Below are 19783 nucleotides of genomic sequence, written 5' to 3'. Positions count from 1 at the left end.
TCTTCAGTCTCCCCCGCCCACGCTCGCATCCGCCGTTTCGGGCTCGCAGGCTTCCAGACGATAGCCGAAACCGTAGACCGTGCTCAGTCGGAAACCGTTGCTGGGCCGCAGGTGCAGCTTGGCCCGCAGGCGCGAGACGTGCGCATCCAGGGTCCGGGTCTCGAGGTCGGGTCGCTGTCCCCAGATCCGGCGCAGCAGATATTCGCGCGACAGCGGACGGGACAGGTTGTTGAACAGCAACGACGCCAGCTGGAATTCCTTGGGCGTCAGGGCCTCGACGTGACCGTTCCAACTGGCGGTCTGGGCGCCGGGGTCCAGGCGGTACTGACCGTGTTGTTCGGTCTGTGGCTGGACCGGCGGGCGGTGGATGCGGCGCACCACGGCATTGACCCGCGCCAGCAGCACCTGGGGTTGCAGCGGCTTGACGATGTAGTCGTCGGCCCCCGCGTTCAGGCCCGCGACCAGGTCGGCCTCGATCGAGCGGCTGGTCAGCAGCAGCACGGGCGGCGCGGTGGCCGGGTCCTCGCGCAGCAGCTTCAGCGTTTCGACGCCCGACAGCTCGGGCATGTTCCAATCCAGAATCACCAGGTCGAACGTCTGCTTGCGCAGCTCGGCCAGGAAACGCGAAGGTTGGGTGAAGCTGGTGCACGTAAAACCAGCGGGATCTAGCACAGAGGCGACAAGCGCATTGTGGCTTTGATCGTCGTCGAGCAGGGCGACTTTCATCTGGTCCATTAAGCTGGGAGGTGGCGCGCCTCGCGGGGGAGCGAGGCGCGCCGCGGTCAGCTCACTGTCGGTGGGGCGACGAGAAGGCGACCAGCCATCCATCTCTACCTTGCCCCGCCCTTGGTTGCTCGACTTTGAGCAGCATTTTTACAATGCTTTACAGTCCGGTCGAGGCATCTTTCACGTCCCGAGGCGGACGATTGAACCCAGAGCGGGGGCGAGGTCACCCGTCAGGCGAACTTCCACGCCGGAAAGCCCCAACCAAGACGCCATAAGGGATAGCTCGTCGGCGAGTCTGGTAGCGGTATCGGCGTTGAAGTCCGGTTCGGCGTGGGCGGCCAGCACCAGGAGCTTGCCGGCCTTGCGGTCGGCCTTCAGGTCCACGCGGGCGGTGATCGCCTCGTCCTGAAGAAAAGGCAGAACATAGTAGCCGTGGGTGCGCTTGTGGGCCGGGGTATAGATCTCCAGTCGCACACGGACGCCGAACATTCGCTCCGTCCGTTCCCGAAACCAGATCAGGTTGTCGAACGGCGAGAGCAGGGCCTGGGTCTTCACGGACCGAGGCCGACGCGCCTGCGGCCAGAGATAGGCCGGCTGGTCCCAGCCCTTCACGGCGACCTGCTGAAGCGTCCCGTCAGCGACCAGGGAGGCGACGCCGTCCCGGGCGTCGGTCAGGCCCAGGCGGAAATAGTCCCGCAGGTCGCGCTCGGTCGCTACACCCATGGCGCGAGCGGAGATCTTCAGCAGCTCCCGGCAGGCCTCAGTGCGATCGGGCGTCGGCGTGTCCAGAATCGCCTTGGGCAGCACCCGCTCGGGCAGGCCATAGACGCGCTCGAAGCTGTTTCGCCGCGTGGCGGTGGTCAGGCGGCCGGTCCAGAACAGGCACTCCATGGCCCGCTTGCCCTCGCTCCAGCCCCACCAGCCGCCTTCGCCCTTGGCGCCCAGCTCCAGCTCGGAGGCCGCCAGCGGGCCGCGCTCGGCGACGGCGGCCAGGGCCTTGTCGATGAAGTCGGCGTGGCTACGCAGGAAGGCCGAGACGTTCTTCCAGACCCCGACGCCGTCCAGGGCGTCCTGCATGCGCCAGCGCAGCAGCGGATGGGTCGACAGCGGCGTCAGCGAGGCCTCGTGCGCCCAGTATTCGGCCAGCGCCGGCTTCCTGCCCCAGGCCAGGTCCTCCAGCAGCGTCCGGTCGTAGGACCCCAGGCGCGAGAACAGCGGCAGGTAGTGCGAGCGCGAGATGACATTGACCGAGTCGATCTGGACGACACCCAGGGCCTCGATCGTGGAGAGCAGGTGACGCTTGCCGGGCGCGGCCGGGCGGGGACGTCCGAAGCCCTGAGCCGCCAGCGCGATACGCCGCGCGTCCTTCGCCGAAAGGGTCTCGATCATGGGCGTGAGTTGAGCTTGCGTCGGGACAGGGCGCAAGGCAGTGAGACCGCTAACAGCTAGGAGCGCCGTCCATGACCGTGATCGAACAGGGCCAGGCCCGCCTGGTGCTGGCCCCCGAGGTCGGCGGCGCGATCGCGGCCTTCACGGTCGGCGGGCGTGACGTGCTGCGGCCGATGGCGGCCGGCGCGACCGACGCCCTGGCGGCGTCGAGCTTCCCGCTGGCGCCGTTCTGCAATCGCATCCCCAATGGCCGCTTCACGTTCGAGGGGCGCGAGGTCGTGCTGCCGCCGAACCTGGGCGGCCATCCGCACACCCTGCACGGCCAGGGCTGGCGGGCGGCCTGGACGGTGGAGAAGGCCGAGGGCGGTGAAGCGGTGCTCTCCTATCATCACGCGCCCGGCGACTGGCCGTGGGCCTATCGCGCCGAGCAGCGCCTGGTGCTGTCCGAGACGGGCCTGCGGATCGAGCTGACCGTGACGAACACCGGCGACGCCGCCATGCCGACGGGCCTGGGCTTCCACCCCTATTTCCCGCGCCGCGAGAGCGAGACGCTGAAGGCGGCCAATGACGGCGTCTGGCTGATCGACGCCGACGTGCTGCCGACCGTGCATCACGCTGGCGTCTGGGGGCCGGCCTGGGCGGCCGGCGCCGACGTCGCGGGTCATAAGCTGATCGACCACTGCTACACCGGCTGGGACCAGCGGGCGGTGCTGAGCGCGCCGGGCCAGCCGGACACCATCGTCACCGCCTCGGCCGAGTGTCGCTGGCTGCACGTCTATATCCCGCCGGGCCTGGACCACTATTGCGTCGAGCCCTGCGCCAGCCGCCCCAACCCGTTCGGGGAGGGGGACACCGGCATGGTGACGCTTCAGCCCGGTCAGAGCCGCTCGATTTGGATGGAAGTCGCTACGGCGTAATGCCGGCCTGAGCCTTCAGTCGGGCGACCATGTCGTTGGACAGGTAACCGTCGGCCGGCAGCTGGTTGCTCTGCTGCCAGGCGCGTAGAGCCTTGCGGGTGCCGGCGCCGATGACGCCGTCGGCCGGACCCGGATTGAAGCCGACGCGGGCTAGGGCGATCTGGGCGGCCATCCGGTCGGCCAGGGCCAGGGGCGTCTCGACCGGCCAGGCGGTGACCAGCGGCCCGCCGCCGGCGAAGCGGTCGGCCAGCAGGCCGATGCCCAGGGCGTAGGACGTCGAGTTGTTGTAGGTGCGGATCGCGAAGTGGTTCGGCAGGGCCAGGAAGGCCGGGCCGGCCGCGCCCGAGGGCAGGATCAGCATGGCCGGCTGGGCGGCGTCCTGGGCCGTCCAGGGCAGGCCGTCGGCGCGGCGCACGCCACGGGCTTCCCACCAGGCCGGGATCTGCTTTTCGACCTCGGTGACCGAATAGTCGAAGCCCTGCGGCAGGATCACTTCCTTGGCCCAGCCCACGCCGGGCTTCCAGCCGCCCCGAGCCAGCAGGTTGGCGGCCGACGCGAGAGAATCGGCGTCCGAGCCCCAGATGTCGCGCTTGCCGTCGCCGTCGAAGTCGACGGCCGTCGCGCGGTAGCTTGACGGGATGAACTGGGTCTGGCCCATCGCCCCGGCCCACGAGCCCTTGAGCTGGGCGCGGGTGACCTCGCCCGAATCGATGATCTTCAGGGCCGCGATCAGTTCGCCCTCGGCCCAGGCGCGGCGGCGGCCGTCGGCGGCCAGGCTGACCATCGAGCGGACGACATCGAAATTGCCCTGCAGCTGGCCGAACGCCGATTCCATGGCCCAGACAGCCAGCAGGATGTCGCGCGGCACGCCATAGCGGGCCTCGATGGTCGGCAGGAAGGCCAGCTCGTCGCGCTTGCGCCGGCCCACGGCCACGCGGTCGTCGCTGATCACGCCCGCGATATAGGCGCCGACGGGCTTGGAGAATTCGGGCTGGCGGCTGTCCAGGCTGATGACCTTGGGATCGGGCGTCACGCCCGACAGCTCGCGGTCCAGCAGGGCGGGCGACAGGCCGGCGGCCAGGGCGCGCACGCGGAAGTCCTGCAGCCAGGTGTCGAAGGCCAGTTCGCCAGCCGGCACGGGCGTCGCCGGACCCGGCGTCGGCGCGCTGGGTTGCGGGCGGGGCGCGGGCGGCGGCGGCGGGCTGACAGCGGTCAGCGGGCCCTGCGGAGAGGTGTCCGCGCAGCCGACGAGCAAGAGGACGAGAAAGACGCGACGATCCATGGCCATGTGGCGAAAGCTACCGGGGTTCGTGTAAAAGCTTCAATCACAAGCGCGCCAGACGGGTGAAGTTCCCCCAAACCTTTGAGGGAAATCCCACAGCGCATTGACTCCCGAGCGCGTCGCACTTATACGCACCGCCTCCGAAACACCCCGGATGTTCCGGCCGTCATCTTGTACGCGCCCGAACCTCTCCGCCGACAGTACAGAGACGGTCATGAAGGTTCGCAGCTCGCTGAAGTCGCTGAAGGGTCGCCACCGCGACTGCAAGATGGTTCGCCGCAAGGGCGTCATCTACATCATCAACAAGACCGACCCGCGCTTCAAAGCCAAGCAAGGCTAATGACGCCTGCCCGTCCCAGAGCCGTTCTCTGGGATGTCGGCAACGTCATCGTGCGCTGGGATCCCCGCGCACTGTATGCGAAGATCTTCAAGGAACCGGCCGATCTCGACCGGTTCCTTTCGCATGTCTGCACCCTGGATTGGCACGTCGAGCACGACAAGGGCGTCGGCTTCCCCGAGAACGCCGCCCCGCTGATCGAACGCTTCCCCGAGCAGGCGGACCAGATCCGCGCCTGGGACGAGCGTTTTCCCGAAATGCTGTCGGGCCCGATCCCCGAGACCGTCGCGGTGATCGACGCCCTGGCGGCGCGTGACGTGCCGCAGTTCGCCCTGACCAACATGCCCCAGAGCAAGTGGCCGGCGGTCCAGGCGATCTCGCCCAGCCACTTCGGTCTCTTCCGCGACGCCATCGTCTCTGGCGACGAAGGCGTGATCAAGCCGGCCCGGCGGATCTACGAGATCGTGCTGGAGCGCACCGGCCTGCAAGCCGCCGACCTGCTGTTCGTCGACGACAGCGCCGCCAATATCCAGGCGGCCATGGACATCGGCTTCCACACCCACCACTTCACCGATCCGGCCAAGCTTCGCGCAGCCGTGGAGCAGCACGGCCTGCTCTGATTCTCAGGACAGGGAGTTCGCCATGAACGTCGGTTTCGTCGGCCTGGGCGCCATGGGCGCGGCCATGGTGCGCAATCTGCTGGGCAAGGGCGTGTCGGTGACGGTGTGGAACCGCTCACGGGCCATGGTCGACGAACTGGCCGCCGAGGGCGCGATCCCCGCCGCGACCGTCGACGAGGCCTTCGCCGCCGACATCGTCCTGACCATGCTGGCCCATGACAAGGCCATGCGCGAGGTGCTGGTCGACAGCGGCGTGCTGGCGCGGGCCAGAAAGGGCGTCGTCCACGTCAACCACGCCACCATCTCGACCGATCTGGCCGCCGAGCTTTCTGCCCTGCACGCCGAACTGGGCCTGGGCTATGTCGCCGCCCCGGTGTTTGGCCGTCCGCCGGTGGCCCAGGCCGGCGGGCTGAACGTCCTTTCCGCCGGCGCGCCGGACGCCGTGGCCAAGGCCCAGCCGGTGCTGGACCTGCTGGCCGCCAAGGTCTGGCCGCTGGGCGAGGATCCGGTCCGCGCCAACGCCCTGAAGCTGGCCGGCAACTTCATGATCGTCGCCGCCATCGAGAGCATGGGCGAGGCCGTGGCGCTGGGCGAGGCCTATGGCGTCGAAGCCCCCGACCTGCTGGACATGCTGTCTTCCACCCTGTTCGCCGCGCCGATCTACAAGATCTATGGCGGCATGATCGCCGAGCGCCGCTACACCCCGCCGGGCTTCGCGGCCGAGCTGGGCCTGAAGGATGTGCGGCTGGTGCTCGACGCCGCCGAGGCCAAGGGCCTGTCCATGCCGCTGGCCGACCTGGCCGAGGCTAGCCTCGAGTCACTGCTTGCCGGTGACGAAAAGAACCTCGATCTGGCCGCTCTGGCCGAGATCGCACGAGGACGTGTGGAAGGTCGCTGAATCCCGCTTCCCAGGGGCGCGGCTTCGAACTAGGTTCCGCGCCTCCCAATTCCAGCCTTCTCGCGAGATCTCCGCATGGCCGACGACGCCGTTCCCCACGCCGACGTTCTGAACAGCACCGCCCAGGGCCAACTGAAGTCGATCGTCGACCGCGTCGAGCGGCTCGAGGTCGAAAAGGCCGAGATCATGGAGCAGATCAAGGAAGTCTATAACGAAGCCAAGGGTAACGGCTTCGACGTCAAGGTGCTGAAGAAGGTGGTCCGCCTGCGCAAGCAGGACCGCGCCAAGCGCCAGGAAGAGGACGCGATCCTGGACCTGTACCTCTCGGCCATCGGCGAGATCTAAGTTTTTCAAGGTGCGCTGGCGTGCAGGGTCGGGGATAGTCCTCCGCCATGCGCGCCAAGCCGCCCGATCCTAAAGAACAGGCCAAGAAGGCCGCGCTGAACGCCCTCAAGCGGGCCAAGCGCGCGGCCGAGAAGTCGGGCGTCGAGCTCTCCGAATGGGAGGGCGAGTTCCTGACCAGCGTCGCCCAGCGCGTCGAGACCTATGGCCGGGCCTTCGCCGATCCCGAAAAGGGCGGACGCGGCCAGGCGCTGTCGGGCAACCAGACCATCAAGCTGAAAGAGATCGTCCGTAAGGCCAAGGGCGAGAAAAAGCCCATGAGCCGCGGCAAGGGTTTCCAGCGGCGTGGTCGGCCCGAACCCGAGCCCGAGCCGGAAAGCGACGAAGGCTGACGGCCGCGCGACCAGGCCGGACGTCTGCACGACGGTTTCGCGGTTAACTCCTCAGGTTCTGGGGAGAGAACTCATGGAAACCCGCAAGTCCTGGCGCGACCTCGCGCTGACCATCCTGCTGGCCACGATCGTGGCCGGAGCCCTCGACATCACCGACGCCTGCCTCTGGTGGGGGATCACCAAGGGCGTGCCGCCCGAGCGGATCTTCCAGTCGATCGCCAGCGGCCTGCTGGGCAAGGCGGCCTTCAAGGGCGGCGCGCAGACCGCGGCCCTGGGCCTGGCCCTGCATTTCGCGATCATGGCGGTGATGGTCGCGGTCTATGTCGTGGCCAGTCAGAGGCTTAGAGTGTTAACGCGCCGACCCGTGCTGATGGGTATCGCATACGGTGCAGCCACCTATGTCGTGATGAACCATGTCGTGCTGCCCCTGTCCCAGGTCGGACCCCGGGGTCCATTCGTATTGTCAAGCTTCATCAATGGTCTAGCTGCACATCTGTTCTTGGTCGGTCTCACTATCGCCATGATTGCGACGTCACGAGAAAAGATGACAAGCACAGCCTGAAGTTTGTCCCAAAGACTTACCAAAAACTGTCGTTCGCCCATCACTGTTAAGGTCTTGGTAACGATCCGGGCGGAAAATGTGAATGATTGTAAATAGTTAACAGTTATCCTGTTGTGGGGTTCTAGGTCGCGGCTGCTCACGGCGACCTCAGTCTCGATGCGCGCGGGCGAAAGCCTGGATCGGCCGCCGAGCGGACACCACGGCCCTTCGGAATAGGGACAATGGCAACGACCTATCAATATCTGCTGCGCCGCAAGGCGGAGCTGGAAAACCGCATGATCGAGGCGCAGCGGCGGGCTCAGGCCCCATTCGAGAGCGAGCTGCGCGCGATCATCCTGGCGCTCGACGCGCTGAAGCAGGCTGGCATGGCCGAGCGGCTGTCCTCGGGCGAGCCCCCGTCCTTCGCGGCTCAGTCCTTCGCGCCGACGCCGCAACCGCAGGCCCCGACGCCCACAAAGCGCGGCCGACGAGGGCGCTCGACCCGCGACATGATCCTGATGACCCTGGCCCAGGCGCCGGGCCTCAACGAGGCCGAGATCGCCCGCCAGCTGGATCACCGCTGGAGCCGCCCCGTGACCCCGGTCGCGGTCGGCCGCGAGCTGGAGCAGCTGGAAGTCGAAGGCCTGGCCAAGCGCTCGGGTCCGGGCTGGATCCGGCTGGACGATCAGGCCCAGGACGACGAAGAGCGACCGAGCCTCAGCCTGGTCGCTCCGGGTCACTAGCTTTCTGGGTCACTAGCTAGAGAAGAAGCCCTAGGCTCGCACCGTCGTCGGCTTTGACGACACGGGGCGGGCCGGCTTCAGCAGCGCCTTCAGGCGCTGCTCGCGCGAGATGGGTCGGAAGATCATCAAGCTCGCCATCAACCCGCTTCCTTCATGTCGACTTCGATGCCCTGCTCGCGGACCTTGCGATACAGGGTCGAGCGGCCGATGCCGAGACGGCGGGCCACTTCGCTCATATGACCGGCATAGACGTCGATCGCGTGCTGGATCAGGTCGCGCTCGATGTCTTCCAGCGTCCGCAGATGACCGCGGTCGTCGAGGATTCGCACCGGGGCCTCGGCCGCCGTCGTAGGGGCGGACATGGCGGCATGCGCGGCTTGCAGCAGGGCGGCCGGCGGCGGGGCCGGCGCGACCGAGACGGCCTCAATCGGCGCCGCCAGGCCCGAGATGGCCGGGAAGTCGTAGGGCTGCAGGTACGGCGCGTCGGCCAGCACGATGGCGCGATAGATGGTGTTTTCCAGCTGGCGCACATTGCCGGGCCAGTCGAAGGCGGTCAGCAGCTGCAGGGTCTCGGGCGAGGCGCCGATGACGCGCTTGCCCTCTTCGACGTTGAAGCGGCGGATGAACGCCTCGACCAGGGCCGGGATGTCCTCGCGACGCTCGCGCAGGGACGGGGCCTCCAGCGGGAAGACGTTCAGGCGGTAATAGAGGTCCTCGCGGAAGCGGCCGGCCGAGACAGCCTGCTGCAGGTCGCGATTGGTGGCCGAGACGATGCGGACATCGACCTTCAGCGAACGCTTGGAGCCGATCGGATCGATCTCGCCCTCTTGCAGCGCGCGTAGCAGCTTGACCTGGACGTCCAGCGGCAGCTCGCCGACTTCGTCGAGGAACAGGGTGCCGCCGTCGGCTTCCTTGAACTTGCCCAGGTGCTTGTCGGAAGCGCCGGTGAACGAGCCCTTCTCGTGGCCGAACAGGATCGACTCGACGAGGTTCTCGGGGATGGCGCCGCAGTTGACGGCTACGAACGGCTTGCCGGCGCGGTCCGAGGAGCCATGCACCGCGCGGGCCAGCAGCTCCTTGCCGACGCCGCTTTCGCCGGTGATCAGCACCGGGATGCCGCTCCTGGCGGCGCGTTCGCCCATGCGCTTGACCATCGACATGATCGGCGAGCCGCCGATCAGGTCCGCGAAGGTGGTCTTGCCGCCGGCGCGCTTGGTCAGGCGCTCGACCTCGCCCTTCAGGTCGCCCATCGACAGGGCGTTGCGGATCGAGACGGTGATCCGCTCCGGAGAGGCGGGCTTGATGAAGAAGTCGGCGGCCCCGGCCTGCATGGCCTTGACCACGGTGTCGACGCCGCCGCTGGCGGTCAGCACGATCACGGGCTGGGTGAAGCCGCGGGCGCGCATTTCCTTCAGCGTTTCCTGGCCGGTCAGGCCGGGCATGACGAGGTCGAGCAGGATGACATCGGCCGGAGCGCCGGACGTCAGGTGCGCGATCGCCGCGTCGCCGCCCTCGGCGTGCGAGACCGCGAAACCGTCGCGCTCGAGCACCGCCTGGATCAGCCGACGTTGTGTCGGGTCGTCATCGACGACAAGGACCGTTTTGGTCATTGGGCATCCACCATCACCGGCCTCGCTCCCATGGAGCAGGGCTCTTGTTGGTTCAGAGTGATACAGCAGGGGGGTAAACACCGGCTTTCGGAGACGTGCCCAGAACCTTAAGCTTTAGGCTTAACAGGGTGTTGCGGGGAGGCGGGCATGGTGAGTGCGGAGCAACTGCAGGCGCTGGCCCTGGCCCTGCCCGAGGTGGCCGGCGCGGTCAGCGACAGCGGCCAGTTCGGGTTCGAGGTCGGCGGCAAGGGCCTGGCCTGGGCCTATCTGGCGCGCCCGGCGCCCAAGGCCAAGCGCGTGCTGGTCCCCGGCGTCGTCGCCATCCGCTGCACGATGGACACCAAGGAGCTGCTGCTGGAGGTCGCGCCCGAGCGGTTTTTCACCGATGATCACTATCGCGGCTATCCCGCGGTGCTGGTCCGACTTTCGCAGATCGAAGCCGACGAGCTGGCTGGACTCCTGCGCCAGGCTTGGAAGATCGTGGCCCCCAAGCCGATCGCCAAAAGGTACGAGGTGTAGGGGCATGTTCGTTGGACACTATGCGGCGGCTCTGGCCGCCCGGGCGGTCGAGCCGCGCGCGCCCCTGTGGTCCTATGTGCTGGGCTGCCAGGCCATCGACATCGCCTGGAGCGGGCTGATCCTCGCCGGCGTCGAGAAGGCCAGCGTCGATCCCGGCCTGCCCGGCAGTTCGCTGGTGCTGAGTTACATGCCCTATACCCACAGCCTGCCGGCGGCGGTGCTCTGGTCGATCGCGGTCGGGGCGGGGCTGATGCTGTTGTTGAAGCTGCCCCGGCGCGCGGGCCTGTTCATCGGCCTGGCCGTCTTCTCCCACTGGATCCTCGACTTCCTGGTCCATCGGCCGGACCTGCCGCTGCTGTGGGGCGAGCCGAAGGTGGGTCTGGGCCTCTGGAACTACCCGTTGCCCGAGCAGGTGCTGGAGCTGGGCCTGCTGGCCCTGGCCGGCGCGGCCTGGGGCTGGCGGCGCGGCCAGGAGGGCCGGGGCTGGGTCGGCGTCTTGGCCTTCCTGACCTTCCTGCTGTTCCTGCAGATCGTGCCGATGTTGTCGCCGCTCGGCGAGGGGCGGCTGTCCTTGGGCGGTTCGCCCCTGGTCGCCTATCTGGTCACCTGCATCGCCGCCTGGATGGCCGAACCCTACAGGAAACAACCCGCCTAGAGCGGCCCCGTCCGCCGGAAGACCAGGCTCTGGCCGTCGGGCGTGGTCAGGGTCATCTGGCCGTCGCCGAGCTTGTAGCGAGCAGCACGGCTGAAAGTATCCAGCAGGACCCGGTCGTTCGGGCAAGAGGCGTGCGAGAGCGGATCGACCGCGATCTTGCCCAGGCTGCGCGCGTAGTCCGTGTCGTAGCGCCCGCAGGCCGTGGTCAGCCGCGCCCGGTCGCGCTTGGCGGGCATGGCGCTGTCGACCAGCAGGGTGAAGCTGGTCCGGCGCTGGCGGTCGAAGCGGACCTGAAGCGCGTCGGGTGCGACCGCCGCGCCATTCCAGCGCTCGAGCGTCCAGGTCGTCTCGAACCCGACGCTGGACAGCAGCAGCAGCGCGCCGCCGAAGATCAGCGCCGCCAGCATCAGTCCGTCGCGCCAGAGTTTGAAGCTCGACAATGGGTTTTCCTCAACGTCCGCGCCCTTATCGCGTGTGGGGCGTTAAACGCGGGCTAAATGATTGCGCCACCCCGGCGCGGAGGCCTATTTCCAGATCCATGAACGCCCCCTTCAAGCCCGACGCCCCGCCCGAATGGAACCTGGCCGACCTGTATGTCGGGCGGGACGATCCGCGTATCGAGACCGACCTCTCCGCCGCCAAGGCCGCCAATGACGAGCTGGCCTCGCTGGAGGGCATGTTCCTGGAGGCCCGCAAGGAGCCGCAGCGCCTGGGCGTGCTGCTGGACCGCGGGATCACCTTGTACGAGCAGGCGACCAACGGCCTGTGGGGTGTCGGCGCCTATGCGGGCCTGGCCGCCTCGGTCTCGCGCGACGATCCGGCCTGGGCCAAGTTCGAGGGCGACCTGCGCGCCCGCTCGTCGCAGATCGCCGCCGAGAGCCTGTTCTTCACGCTGGAACTGAACCAGCTGGAAGACGGCGAGATCGCCGCCGCGCTGAAGGCCCATCCCGACGCCGCCCGCTGGACGCCGTGGCTGCGCCGCGTGCGCCTGTCGCGGCCGCACGAGCTGTCGCCGGAGCTGGAGCGTTTCATCGTCGACAAGGCCCCGGCCGTCGCCAACTGGGTGCGCCTGTATGACGAGACGCTGGCCAAGCTGACCGCCAAGGCCGGCGACGAGACCCTGACCCTGCCCGAGGCGCTCAACCGCCTGTCCGACCCCGACGTCGCGCGCCGCAAGGCCGCCGCCGACGGCCTGGCCAAGGCGCTGGAGGAGCGCGGCTCGACCCAGGCCCTGGTGCTCAACACCCTGGCCTTCGAGAAGCAGGTCGAGGATCGCTGGCGCCACTACGAGACCCCGGCCCAGTCGCGCCACCTGGCCAACGAGGTCGATGGCGACGCCGTCGACGCGCTGGAACAGGCGGTGGTCGAGGCCTATCCGCGCCTGTCGCACCGCTATTACGCGCTGAAGGCCAAGGTCATGGGCCGCGACAGCCTGGACTATTGGGACCGCAACGCGCCGCTCGACGCCGCCGCCCCGCGCGCCTACGCCTGGGACGAGGCCAAGGGCATGGTGCTGGAGAGCTTCCAGGACCTGGCGCCCAAGTTCGCCGACGCCGCCCGCGTGTTCTTCGACCGGCCGTGGATCGACGCCCGCCCGCGTGCGGGCAAGCAGTCGGGGGCCTTCGCCCATCCGGTGACCGCCGACCGCCACCCGTTCGTGTTCATGAACTACATGGGCGAGCGGCGTGACGTGCTGACCCTGGCCCATGAGCTGGGCCACGCCGTCCACCAGACCCTGTGCCAGCCGCTGGGCACCCTGCTGGCCGACACGCCCCTGACCCTGGCCGAAACGGCCTCGATCTTCGGCGAGGGCCTGGTGTTCGACCGCCTGCTGGCCGAGGCCTCGCCCGAAGACCGCAAGAAGCTGCTGGCCGGCAAGATCGAGGACGGCCTCAACACCGTGGTCCGCCAGATCGCCTTCCACCGTTTTGAGCGCCGGTTCCACGAGGCTCGTCAGGAGGGCGAGCTGTCGCCCGACCAGATCGGCGGCCTGTGGCTGGAGGTGATGGGCGAGAGCCTGGGTCCGGCCGTCAAGCTGAACGCGGGCTACGAGCACTATTGGGCCTATGTCAGCCACTTCTGCCACGCGCCTTTCTACGTCTACGCCTATGCGTTCGGCGACCTGCTGGTGCGCGGCCTGATGGAGAAGCGCCGCGAGGATCCGGCGAAATTCGCGCCGCTGTACGAGGACCTCCTCGCGGCGGGTGGCACGCGCACCTATGTCGAGGCCTTGAAGCCCTTCGGCCTGAACCCGAGGGACAAGGCGTTCTGGGCCGCCGGCTGCGCGCAGCTGGAGCGGCTGGTGGACGAGTTCGAAGCCCTGGTGTGACCTGACATGGCGGATGACGTCCGTGACCCCGAACGCGACCGGCTCTCCGGTCGTCTCTCCCGCTTCGCCAAGGTGGGGGCGGGATTGTCGGGCGCGGCCGTCAGCTATGGGGCCAACCGGGTCTTCGCTGGCGACGACGCCAACGCTCGCAACGCCAAGGCGCTGAAGGCCGCGCTGGGCGGACTGAAGGGCCCGCTGATGAAGGCGGCCCAGATGTTCGCCACGGTGCCCGACCTGCTGCCGCCCGAGTTCGCCAAGGAGTTCGCCGAGCTCCAGACCAACGCGCCGGCCATGGGCTGGCCGTTCGTGCGGCGGCGCATGGCGGCCGAGCTGGGCGCGGACTGGCAGGGCAAGTTCAAGAGCTTCGAGCACGAGGCCGCCGCGGCCGCCTCGCTGGGCCAGGTGCACCGCGCCACCACCCACGACGGCCGGGCCATCGCCGTGAAGCTGCAGTACCCCGACATGCAGAGCGCGGTCGAAAGCGACCTGGGCCAGCTGCGCGCCTTGATCGGCCTGTTCAAGCGCATGGACGGCTCGATCGACCCGACCGAGATGATCGTCGAGATCGGCGACCGCCTGCGCGAGGAGCTCGACTACGAGCGCGAAGCCAAGATGATGGCCGTGTATGCCAACTTCTTCGCCGGCCGCGACGACATCAGAACGCCGACGCCAGTTCCGGAGCTATCCACCGGCCGCCTGCTGTCGATGACCTGGCTGGACGGCCAGGGTCTGCTGGCCTTCAAGAGTGCGCCGCAAGAGGTCCGCGACCGCATCGCCGCCCTGCTGTTCGAGGCCTGGTGGAGCCCGATGACCCACCTGGGCGTCATCCACGGCGACCCGCACCTGGGCAACTACAGCTTTGGCGGCGAGGGCGCGGCGCATCTCAATCTGCTGGATTTCGGCTGCATCCGCGTCTTTCCGCCGAAGTTCGTGGCCGGGGTGGTGCGGCTCTATCGCGCCCTGTCCAACGACGACCGCGCTGAGCAGATGGAGTCCTATCGCAGCTGGGGCTTCACCGGATTGAACGACGACCTGGTCGACACCCTGAACGTCTGGGCCCGCTTCATCTATGGCCCGCTGCTGGACGATCGGGTCCGCACCGTCGCTGACGACGTTCCGCCCGGCGAGTACGGTCGCCGCGAGGCCTTCAAGGTGCGCCAGGCCCTGAAGGCCAAGGGGCCGGTGACCATCCCCCGCGAGTTCGTGTTCATGGACCGGGCGGCCATCGGCCTGGGCGCGGCCTTCCTGCACTTGGGCGCCAGCCATAACTGGAAGCAGCTGTTCGAGGCCTCGCTGGAGGGGTTCTCCGAAGAGGCCGTGGCCGAGCGGCAGCGGGCTGCGCTCGGCGCGGTCGGGCTCTAGCGCTCGTACTCGCTGAGCAGCCCCTCCAGCCGCCGCTGCTCGGGCTTCATGACCCAGAAGTAGCGGCCGGTGTTCCAGCCGACGCTGGCGATCAGGGCGACGCCGAACACGAACAGCATCTGCCAGGTATCCCGCTCGGTGGCCTTGCCGACGTCGTGCAACTGGGCGACGGCCAGGACAGTCGGCGCGAAGAACACGGGCAGCATCATCCAGAAGATCCTCACATTGGTCCGCGCCCGGCGGTTTGCCGACAGCATGGCCGAGAGCGTGTCGCGCATGGAGCCGCGGTCCGCGCACCGCCGGTGGCGCAGCAGGATGCCGGCGACCAGCACCGCCGCCAGGATCAGCCAGCAGACGCCCAGCATGGCCATGGCGCCCCACTCTCGCGCCAGGTCCAGGCGGCCCGAGATGACCGACTGGACCGCGACGGTCGTGAAGATCGACATGGCGATCACGGGCAGGGCGAACAGTAGCAGTTCGCCACGGCGGCGAGCCTTCAGCGTCTTCATGACTTCCTCCATCAGATAGGCCTGGGCGCGGTCGTCCGGCGTGTTGGCCGGCGAGCGCCAGGCGGCTTCAAGGTTTTCAAAGTCCATTGCCGGCCTCCTCCACGAGGCTTGAGGCGCGCTGGCGGATACGAGTCAGGCGCGCCCCGACATTGGTTTCGGTCAGGCCGTGCAGGCGGGCGATCTCGGCGTACGAGACCCCGTCCAGCGACAGCAGGATCAGCGACCGCTCCACCGGCTCCAGCTGGCGGATGGCGGCGTAGAGGCGCTCCAGCAGGGCCTCTTGCGGATCGGTCCCGGCGTCGCGCGTCAGCAGCTCGGCCTCGATCGCCACGCCGCGCAGTCGCCGCCGGGTCTCGCCGCGCCGCCAGGTGAGGGCGGCGTTGTGGGCCACGCGGTAGGCGAAAGCGCCCGCCAAGCTGACATCGTCAAACCTCGGCCGCGCCTTCCACAGCGCCAGGGTCAGTTCCTGCAGCAGGTCGTGCTGGTCGTCCGGGGCGGCGAAGGCGCGGGCCGTCCGGTGCAGCATCGGCAGATGCGGCGCCAGCCAGTTCGCGAAATCGTCTTCGGCGCGCGCCATCAGTCCCCCTGTTTCGAAAGGCTAGATGCCGGCCGGACCGTCGTCCTTACGGAAGGCTTTTCTTTTTTCAAACGCTCGTTAGCCTGACCACATGTCCGACGACCTGACAGACGCCCAGACCGGCGCGATCCCCGACGGCTTCAGCCAGCTGAACTGGTCCCGAGGCTTTGGCCGCCAGATCGGGCCGTTGTTCGAGCACCGCGAAGGTCCCGGCCAGGCGCGCCTGGCCTTCCGGGTCGAGGAGCACCACACCAATGGCCTGGGCAACTGCCACGGCGGCATGCTGATGAGCTTCGCCGACATGGCCTGGGGGCGGATCATCTCGCTGCAGAAGTCCTACAGCTGGGTGACGGTACGGCTGATGTGCGACTTCCTGTCGGGCGCCAAGCTGGGCGACTGGGTGGAAGGCGAGGGCGAACTGATCGGCGAGGAGGATCTCCTCTTCACCGTGCGCGGCCGCATCTGGGCCGGCGACCGGACCCTGATCACCGGCACCGGCGTCTTCAAGGCGCTCAGCCCCCGCAAGCCGCGGCCCGGCGAACTGGCCTATAAGGAGGCCGCCGGTGGCTGACGATCAGACTCAGCCCGCTTCGCTGCTCGCGCCGTTCCACGGCGAGCCCCCGCCCGCGCCGGCCTGGTTCGACGCGGCCATCGCCCAGGAGCCCGAGCGCTCTAGGATCGCCGTCGAGGGCGTCGAGATCGAGCTCCTGACCTGGGGCGAGGTCGGCAAGCCGGGCCTGCTGTTCCTGCACGGCAACGGCGCCCACGCCGACTGGTGGAGCTTCATCGCGCCGTTCTTCGCCAAGGACTGGCGTGTGGCGGCGATCTCGTGGTCGGGCATGGGGGGCAGCGACTGGCGCGAGGCCTACACCGCCGAGCTGTTCGCGGCCGAGATCTTTTCGGCTGTCGAGGCCGCTGGTCTTCAAGCCGGCGGCGAGAAGCCGATCGTGGTCGGCCACTCGTTCGGCGGCTTCCCGACCCTGTACTGCGCGGCGCGCCATCCCGAACGCCTGCGCGGCGCGATCATGGTCGACAGCAGCATCCAGCCGCCCGAGAAACGCTGGAAAGGCCCGCCGCCACGCTCGGGGCAGGGCGCTCGGGTCTATCCGACCCTGGAGGAAGGCCTGAACCGCTTCCGCCTGGCCCCGCCGCAGCCCTGCGAGAACCTCTACATCGCCGACTTCATCGCGCGGCGGTCTCTGAAGGAAGTCGAGGGCGGCTGGACCTGGAAGTTCGACCCCGACCTCTGGCACAATTTCCGGATGCCGGATCTGGGCCTGCTGTTGCCGCAGATCGCCTGCCCGGCAGCGCTGATGTGGGGCGAGCAGTCGAACCTGATGCGCAGCGACACCTTGGACTATATGCTGGAGCAAATGCCCAAGGACGTGCTGCTCTTGCCCCTGCCCGACGCCGACCACCACGTGATGATCGACCAGCCCCTGGCCTTCGTGGCCGGGCTTCGCGGACTGCTGGCGGCCTGGGCCTAAGCGCCGTGGCCGGCCCCGTTCTCGTCTACACGCCCGATCGTGGGATCGGCGACCTGATGTGGCACCTGCCGACCATCCGGGCGATCGCGGCGACGACGCCCGAGGGCAAGGTGGTGCTGGTCGCGCGGCCCGCCAGCCGGGCGTCCGAGGTGCTGGCGGTCGAGCCGACGGTCGCGCGCGTGCTGCACGCCCCGAACTACAAGGGCAAGCTGAAGGGAGTCCGCGAGACCCTGGACTTCTTCCGCCTCTGCAAGGCCGAGAAGCCGCGCGCGGTGTGGATCCTCGAGAAGATCGACCGTCCCGCCATCGCCGCCTTCCTGGCTGGCGTGCCCGAGCGCCGGGGATTTGGCCTGGGGCACGGCCAGGAGAGCTTCCTGACCACCGGACCGTACCTGCCGAAGTCCATGCGGCCGGCCCACCGGATCGACAAGCTGGAGGCCTTCGAGAAGGCCCACGGCCTGGTGGTGAAGAGCCGCGAGCCCGAATTGAGGCTCGACCCCAAAGCCATCGAGGCCGTGAAGGCCAAGTACGCCGATAAGCCCGGCCCGTGGCTCAGCCTCGGCATCGGCGCCAGCGAACCCGCCCGCACCTGGTCGGCCGAGCGCTTCGCCGAGACGGCCAAGCGCCTCTCCGATCTCTTCGGCACGGTGTTCTGGGTTGGCGGCCCGCATGAGGCCGAGACAGCAAGAGCTGCGATCGGCGAGCTGCCGGGCAATGTCGTCGCCTGTGACCTGTCTCTCGACCAGTCGGCGGCGCTCATCTCGCTATCGGCCGGCTTCCTGGGCAACGACTCCGGCGCGCTGAACGTCGCCGCCGCAGTCGGCACGCCCTGCGTCGGCCTGATGGGCACCGCGCCTGTCCCGGCCTATTCCCGCTGGCTCTCGCGCCTGGACGGCGGGGAAGGTCGAATCGCGGACATCTCCGTCGATCAGGCCGCCTCCGCCGTGCGCAGCCGCTTCCTTAAGGAAGGCTGGGGCAATTCGCCCGCTTGAGCCTTAAGCCCCCCCGTTGTATCGGGCGGGCTCGGTATCTCCCTTTTGCTTCCAAGGACGACACATGGCCGGCGATTATCACCGCGGTGAGATGGACATTTCGGAACAAGCGGCGACGTTCGCCGCGTTCAACGGTATGACCAAGTGGGGCTCGCTGGGCGTCGCCGTCCTGCTGCTGTTCATCACGCTGCTGTTCTGCACCCCGACCGGTTTCATTGGTAGCGCTATCGCCGCCGTGGTGCTGCTGGCCGCGGGCATCTTCTTCCTGCGTGATAAGCCCGTTCCGGCCCACTGACACCGGTAGACATCGGCATAATTTTTCCCTGACCTGCACGTCATGCCTCGACAAGAGGCAAGACTATCCCCTACAGAGCGCCTCATGCTGGTGAGCAAACAGCGCTCTGGGGAGGGGTATGCCGATGGCCGTTATTGCCGTCACAAAAGAGACCCGCGCGAACGAAACGCGGGTCGCGGCCACGCCTGAAACCGTCAAGAAGCTCGGCGCTGCCGGCTTCTCGGTGGTGGTTCAGGCGGGGGCGGGGACGGCCGCGTCCTATTTCGACGCCGAATACGAGGCGGCTGGTGCCACGATCGCCAAGACCGCCAAGGACGCCCTGAAGGACGCTGACGTCCTGTTCAAGGTGCGCGCGCCCGAGTCGGCCGAGATCGCGGCCCTCAAGAAAGGCGCGATCGTCGCCGCCGCGCTCAATCCGTACCAGGACAAGGAAACGCTGGACGCCCTGGCCAAGGCCGGCGCGACCGCGATCGCCATGGAATTCATCCCGCGCATCACCCGCGCGCAGGTGATGGACATGCTGTCCTCGCAAGCCAACCTGGCCGGCTATCGCGCCGTGATCGAAGGCGCCGAGGCCTATGGCAAGGCCCTGCCGATGATGATGACCGCCGCCGGCACCGTCGCCGCGGCCAAGGTGTTCATCATGGGCGTGGGCGTCGCCGGCCTGCAGGCCATCGCCACGGCTCGCCGCCTGGGCGCGGTGGTCACCGCCACCGACGTGCGTCCGGCCACCAAGGAGCAAGTCGAGTCGCTGGGCGCCAAGTTCCTGGCCGTCGAGGACGAAGAGTTCAAGAACGCCCAGACCGCCGGCGGCTACGCCAAGGAAATGTCCAAGGAATACCAGGCCAAGCAGGCCGAACTGGTCTCCTCGCACATCGCCAAGCAGGACATCGTCATCACCACGGCCCTGATCCCGGGCCGTCCGGCGCCGAAGCTGGTCAGCGCCGCCCAGGTGGCGTCGATGAAGGCTGGCTCGATCCTGGTCGACCTGGCCATCGAGCAGGGCGGCAATGTCGAAGGCGCCAAGCTGAACGAGGCCGTGGTCACCGCCAACGGCGCCAAGATCCTCGGTCACGCCAACCTGCCGGGCCGCATCGCCACCGACGCCAGCGCGCTCTACGCCCGCAACCTGGTGGCCCTGGCGACCCTGTTCACGACGAAGGAGGGCGCCTTCGCCCCCAACTTCGAGGACGAGATCCTGCAGGCCGCCGTCGTCACCTGTGACGGCGCGATCGTCCATCCGAACCTGAAGACCGCCTAA

24 protein-coding genes and 1 pseudogene are annotated in these 19783 nt (G+C 68.2%); 17 read left to right on the top strand and 8 right to left on the bottom strand.

What is annotated here, in order from left to right:
• Nucleotides 1-3 precede the first annotated feature (3 nt).
• A complete protein-coding gene (locus tag AC1RR5_RS22155) occupies nucleotides 4-828 on the bottom strand; it encodes a response regulator transcription factor (RefSeq protein WP_492925087.1) in 825 nt (274 codons plus the stop codon).
• 55 nt (nucleotides 829-883) lie between these two features.
• Nucleotides 884-2115, bottom strand: a pseudogene (locus AC1RR5_RS22150) (winged helix-turn-helix domain-containing protein).
• Between the two features lie 71 nt (nucleotides 2116-2186).
• Here AC1RR5_RS22150 and AC1RR5_RS22145 point away from each other — a divergent pair.
• On the top strand, nucleotides 2187-3032 hold the full coding sequence (locus tag AC1RR5_RS22145; RefSeq protein WP_492925085.1) for an aldose 1-epimerase: 846 nt from the start codon (nucleotides 2187-2189) through the stop codon (nucleotides 3030-3032).
• Here AC1RR5_RS22145 and AC1RR5_RS22140 read toward each other — a convergent pair.
• Entirely contained in the window at nucleotides 3022-4320 is a 1299-nt protein-coding gene (locus AC1RR5_RS22140) for a lytic murein transglycosylase (protein ID WP_492925083.1), read from the bottom strand. The two genes, AC1RR5_RS22145 and AC1RR5_RS22140, sit on opposite strands and share 11 nt — an antisense overlap.
• A gap of 208 nt (nucleotides 4321-4528) precedes the next feature.
• On the opposite strand from AC1RR5_RS22140, the gene ykgO reads away from it, so the two are divergent.
• From ykgO to AC1RR5_RS22105, 7 genes are all read left to right on the top strand, one after another.
• Nucleotides 4529-4654, top strand: coding sequence for a type B 50S ribosomal protein L36 (gene ykgO, locus AC1RR5_RS22135; protein WP_004616427.1), 126 nt, complete (start codon nucleotides 4529-4531; stop codon nucleotides 4652-4654).
• A complete protein-coding gene (locus AC1RR5_RS22130) occupies nucleotides 4654-5271 on the top strand; it encodes an HAD family hydrolase (RefSeq protein ID WP_492925081.1) in 618 nt (205 codons plus the stop codon). The genes ykgO and AC1RR5_RS22130 overlap by 1 nt, the downstream gene beginning before the upstream one ends.
• 22 nt (nucleotides 5272-5293) lie before the next feature.
• Nucleotides 5294-6169: an NAD(P)-dependent oxidoreductase gene (locus AC1RR5_RS22125; RefSeq protein ID WP_492925079.1), complete on the top strand. Its 876-nt coding sequence runs from the start codon at nucleotides 5294-5296 to the stop codon at nucleotides 6167-6169.
• Between the two features lie 75 nt (nucleotides 6170-6244).
• Nucleotides 6245-6514 carry a nucleoid-associated protein GapR gene (gene gapR, locus AC1RR5_RS22120; protein ID WP_172269802.1) on the top strand — a complete coding sequence of 90 codons (270 nt, stop codon included), beginning with the start codon at nucleotides 6245-6247 and terminating at the stop codon, nucleotides 6512-6514.
• A 47-nt stretch (nucleotides 6515-6561) separates the two neighbouring features.
• The gene (locus AC1RR5_RS22115) at nucleotides 6562-6903 is read left to right on the top strand and encodes a hypothetical protein (RefSeq protein ID WP_492925077.1); all 342 of its coding nucleotides are present in this window, start codon (nucleotides 6562-6564) and stop codon (nucleotides 6901-6903) included.
• Nucleotides 6904-6976: 73 nt separating this feature from the next.
• Entirely contained in the window at nucleotides 6977-7465 is a 489-nt protein-coding gene (locus AC1RR5_RS22110) for a hypothetical protein (protein ID WP_492925075.1), read from the top strand.
• A gap of 221 nt (nucleotides 7466-7686) precedes the next feature.
• Nucleotides 7687-8187, top strand: coding sequence for a hypothetical protein (locus tag AC1RR5_RS22105; RefSeq protein ID WP_492925073.1), 501 nt, complete (start codon nucleotides 7687-7689; stop codon nucleotides 8185-8187).
• A gap of 30 nt (nucleotides 8188-8217) precedes the next feature.
• On the opposite strand, the gene AC1RR5_RS22100 is transcribed toward AC1RR5_RS22105, so the two are convergent.
• Nucleotides 8218-8313, bottom strand: coding sequence for a hypothetical protein (locus tag AC1RR5_RS22100; protein ID WP_454717928.1), 96 nt, complete (start codon nucleotides 8311-8313; stop codon nucleotides 8218-8220).
• 11 nt (nucleotides 8314-8324) lie between these two features.
• Nucleotides 8325-9797 carry a sigma-54-dependent transcriptional regulator gene (locus tag AC1RR5_RS22095; RefSeq protein ID WP_492925071.1) on the bottom strand — a complete coding sequence of 491 codons (1473 nt, stop codon included), beginning with the start codon at nucleotides 9795-9797 and terminating at the stop codon, nucleotides 8325-8327.
• Between the two features lie 147 nt (nucleotides 9798-9944).
• Between AC1RR5_RS22095 and AC1RR5_RS22090 the strand changes: the two genes are divergently transcribed.
• Both AC1RR5_RS22090 and AC1RR5_RS22085 read left to right on the top strand, forming a co-directional pair.
• On the top strand, nucleotides 9945-10316 hold the full coding sequence (locus AC1RR5_RS22090) for an MmcQ/YjbR family DNA-binding protein (RefSeq protein ID WP_492925069.1): 372 nt from the start codon (nucleotides 9945-9947) through the stop codon (nucleotides 10314-10316).
• A 4-nt stretch (nucleotides 10317-10320) separates the two neighbouring features.
• Complete coding sequence (locus AC1RR5_RS22085; protein ID WP_492925067.1) at nucleotides 10321-10971, top strand: hypothetical protein; 651 nt, start codon at nucleotides 10321-10323, stop codon at nucleotides 10969-10971.
• On the opposite strand, the gene AC1RR5_RS22080 is transcribed toward AC1RR5_RS22085, so the two are convergent.
• Nucleotides 10968-11411 (bottom strand): META domain-containing protein, encoded by a 444-nt coding sequence (locus AC1RR5_RS22080; protein ID WP_492925065.1) that lies wholly within the window; start codon nucleotides 11409-11411, stop codon nucleotides 10968-10970. The two genes, AC1RR5_RS22085 and AC1RR5_RS22080, sit on opposite strands and share 4 nt — an antisense overlap.
• 98 nt (nucleotides 11412-11509) lie before the next feature.
• Here AC1RR5_RS22080 and AC1RR5_RS22075 point away from each other — a divergent pair, with 98 nt between their 5' ends.
• Nucleotides 11510-13300 carry a M3 family oligoendopeptidase gene (locus AC1RR5_RS22075; protein ID WP_492925063.1) on the top strand — a complete coding sequence of 597 codons (1791 nt, stop codon included), beginning with the start codon at nucleotides 11510-11512 and terminating at the stop codon, nucleotides 13298-13300.
• A 6-nt stretch (nucleotides 13301-13306) separates the two neighbouring features.
• Nucleotides 13307-14662, top strand: coding sequence for an ABC1 kinase family protein (locus AC1RR5_RS22070; RefSeq protein WP_492925061.1), 1356 nt, complete (start codon nucleotides 13307-13309; stop codon nucleotides 14660-14662).
• Here the strand turns inward: AC1RR5_RS22070 and AC1RR5_RS22065 are convergent.
• A complete protein-coding gene (locus AC1RR5_RS22065) occupies nucleotides 14659-15258 on the bottom strand; it encodes a hypothetical protein (RefSeq protein ID WP_492925059.1) in 600 nt (199 codons plus the stop codon). The two genes, AC1RR5_RS22070 and AC1RR5_RS22065, sit on opposite strands and share 4 nt — an antisense overlap.
• On the bottom strand, nucleotides 15248-15748 hold the full coding sequence (locus tag AC1RR5_RS22060; protein ID WP_492925057.1) for an RNA polymerase sigma factor: 501 nt from the start codon (nucleotides 15746-15748) through the stop codon (nucleotides 15248-15250). Before AC1RR5_RS22060 ends, AC1RR5_RS22065 begins: the two co-directional genes overlap by 11 nt.
• 91 nt (nucleotides 15749-15839) lie before the next feature.
• Between AC1RR5_RS22060 and AC1RR5_RS22055 the strand changes: the two genes are divergently transcribed.
• The 5 genes from AC1RR5_RS22055 to AC1RR5_RS22035 all read left to right on the top strand — a co-directional run bounded on the left by AC1RR5_RS22055 (nucleotide 15840) and on the right by AC1RR5_RS22035 (nucleotide 19783).
• Complete coding sequence (locus AC1RR5_RS22055; RefSeq protein WP_492925055.1) at nucleotides 15840-16319, top strand: PaaI family thioesterase; 480 nt, start codon at nucleotides 15840-15842, stop codon at nucleotides 16317-16319.
• Nucleotides 16312-17235, top strand: coding sequence for an alpha/beta fold hydrolase (locus tag AC1RR5_RS22050; protein ID WP_492925053.1), 924 nt, complete (start codon nucleotides 16312-16314; stop codon nucleotides 17233-17235). Before AC1RR5_RS22055 ends, AC1RR5_RS22050 begins: the two co-directional genes overlap by 8 nt.
• A 56-nt stretch (nucleotides 17236-17291) precedes the next feature.
• Nucleotides 17292-18227 (top strand): glycosyltransferase family 9 protein, encoded by a 936-nt coding sequence (locus AC1RR5_RS22045; RefSeq protein ID WP_492925282.1) that lies wholly within the window; start codon nucleotides 17292-17294, stop codon nucleotides 18225-18227.
• Between the two features lie 64 nt (nucleotides 18228-18291).
• The gene (locus AC1RR5_RS22040; RefSeq protein WP_295113935.1) at nucleotides 18292-18522 is read left to right on the top strand and encodes an aa3-type cytochrome c oxidase subunit IV; all 231 of its coding nucleotides are present in this window, start codon (nucleotides 18292-18294) and stop codon (nucleotides 18520-18522) included.
• A 118-nt stretch (nucleotides 18523-18640) separates the two neighbouring features.
• Nucleotides 18641-19783, top strand: a complete 1143-nt coding sequence (locus AC1RR5_RS22035; protein WP_492925051.1) for a Re/Si-specific NAD(P)(+) transhydrogenase subunit alpha — start codon at nucleotides 18641-18643, stop codon at nucleotides 19781-19783.

This window comes from Caulobacter sp. GW821-FHT11E11, from assembly GCF_058808315.1.
This window is presented reverse-complemented; position numbering and strand designations above follow the sequence as displayed.

Excerpts from the sequence above, each read along its gene's own strand:
- AC1RR5_RS22130 (WP_492925081.1), top strand. The coding sequence starts at position 4,654 with ATGACGCCTGCCCGTCCCAGAGCCGTTCTCTGGGATGTCGGCAACGTC.
- AC1RR5_RS22090 (WP_492925069.1), top strand. The coding sequence starts at position 9,945 with ATGGTGAGTGCGGAGCAACTGCAGGCGCTGGCCCTGGCCCTGCCCGAG.
- AC1RR5_RS22155 (WP_492925087.1), bottom strand. The coding sequence starts at position 828 with ATGGATGGCTGGTCGCCTTCTCGTCGCCCCACCGACAGTGAGCTGACC.
- AC1RR5_RS22035 (WP_492925051.1), top strand. The coding sequence starts at position 18,641 with ATGCCGATGGCCGTTATTGCCGTCACAAAAGAGACCCGCGCGAACGAA.
- AC1RR5_RS22100 (WP_454717928.1), bottom strand. The coding sequence starts at position 8,313 with ATGATCTTCCGACCCATCTCGCGCGAGCAGCGCCTGAAGGCGCTGCTG.
- AC1RR5_RS22055 (WP_492925055.1), top strand. The coding sequence starts at position 15,840 with ATGTCCGACGACCTGACAGACGCCCAGACCGGCGCGATCCCCGACGGC.
- AC1RR5_RS22085 (WP_492925067.1), top strand. The coding sequence starts at position 10,321 with ATGTTCGTTGGACACTATGCGGCGGCTCTGGCCGCCCGGGCGGTCGAG.
- AC1RR5_RS22065 (WP_492925059.1), bottom strand. The coding sequence starts at position 15,258 with ATGGACTTTGAAAACCTTGAAGCCGCCTGGCGCTCGCCGGCCAACACG.
- AC1RR5_RS22115 (WP_492925077.1), top strand. The coding sequence starts at position 6,562 with ATGCGCGCCAAGCCGCCCGATCCTAAAGAACAGGCCAAGAAGGCCGCG.
- AC1RR5_RS22060 (WP_492925057.1), bottom strand. The coding sequence starts at position 15,748 with ATGGCGCGCGCCGAAGACGATTTCGCGAACTGGCTGGCGCCGCATCTG.
- AC1RR5_RS22040 (WP_295113935.1), top strand. The coding sequence starts at position 18,292 with ATGGCCGGCGATTATCACCGCGGTGAGATGGACATTTCGGAACAAGCG.
- gapR (WP_172269802.1), top strand. The coding sequence starts at position 6,245 with ATGGCCGACGACGCCGTTCCCCACGCCGACGTTCTGAACAGCACCGCC.
- AC1RR5_RS22075 (WP_492925063.1), top strand. The coding sequence starts at position 11,510 with ATGAACGCCCCCTTCAAGCCCGACGCCCCGCCCGAATGGAACCTGGCC.
- AC1RR5_RS22110 (WP_492925075.1), top strand. The coding sequence starts at position 6,977 with ATGGAAACCCGCAAGTCCTGGCGCGACCTCGCGCTGACCATCCTGCTG.
- AC1RR5_RS22145 (WP_492925085.1), top strand. The coding sequence starts at position 2,187 with ATGACCGTGATCGAACAGGGCCAGGCCCGCCTGGTGCTGGCCCCCGAG.
- AC1RR5_RS22045 (WP_492925282.1), top strand. The coding sequence starts at position 17,292 with ATGTGGCACCTGCCGACCATCCGGGCGATCGCGGCGACGACGCCCGAG.
- ykgO (WP_004616427.1), top strand. The coding sequence starts at position 4,529 with ATGAAGGTTCGCAGCTCGCTGAAGTCGCTGAAGGGTCGCCACCGCGAC.
- AC1RR5_RS22105 (WP_492925073.1), top strand. The coding sequence starts at position 7,687 with ATGGCAACGACCTATCAATATCTGCTGCGCCGCAAGGCGGAGCTGGAA.
- AC1RR5_RS22070 (WP_492925061.1), top strand. The coding sequence starts at position 13,307 with ATGGCGGATGACGTCCGTGACCCCGAACGCGACCGGCTCTCCGGTCGT.
- AC1RR5_RS22095 (WP_492925071.1), bottom strand. The coding sequence starts at position 9,797 with ATGACCAAAACGGTCCTTGTCGTCGATGACGACCCGACACAACGTCGG.
- AC1RR5_RS22140 (WP_492925083.1), bottom strand. The coding sequence starts at position 4,320 with ATGGCCATGGATCGTCGCGTCTTTCTCGTCCTCTTGCTCGTCGGCTGC.
- AC1RR5_RS22125 (WP_492925079.1), top strand. The coding sequence starts at position 5,294 with ATGAACGTCGGTTTCGTCGGCCTGGGCGCCATGGGCGCGGCCATGGTG.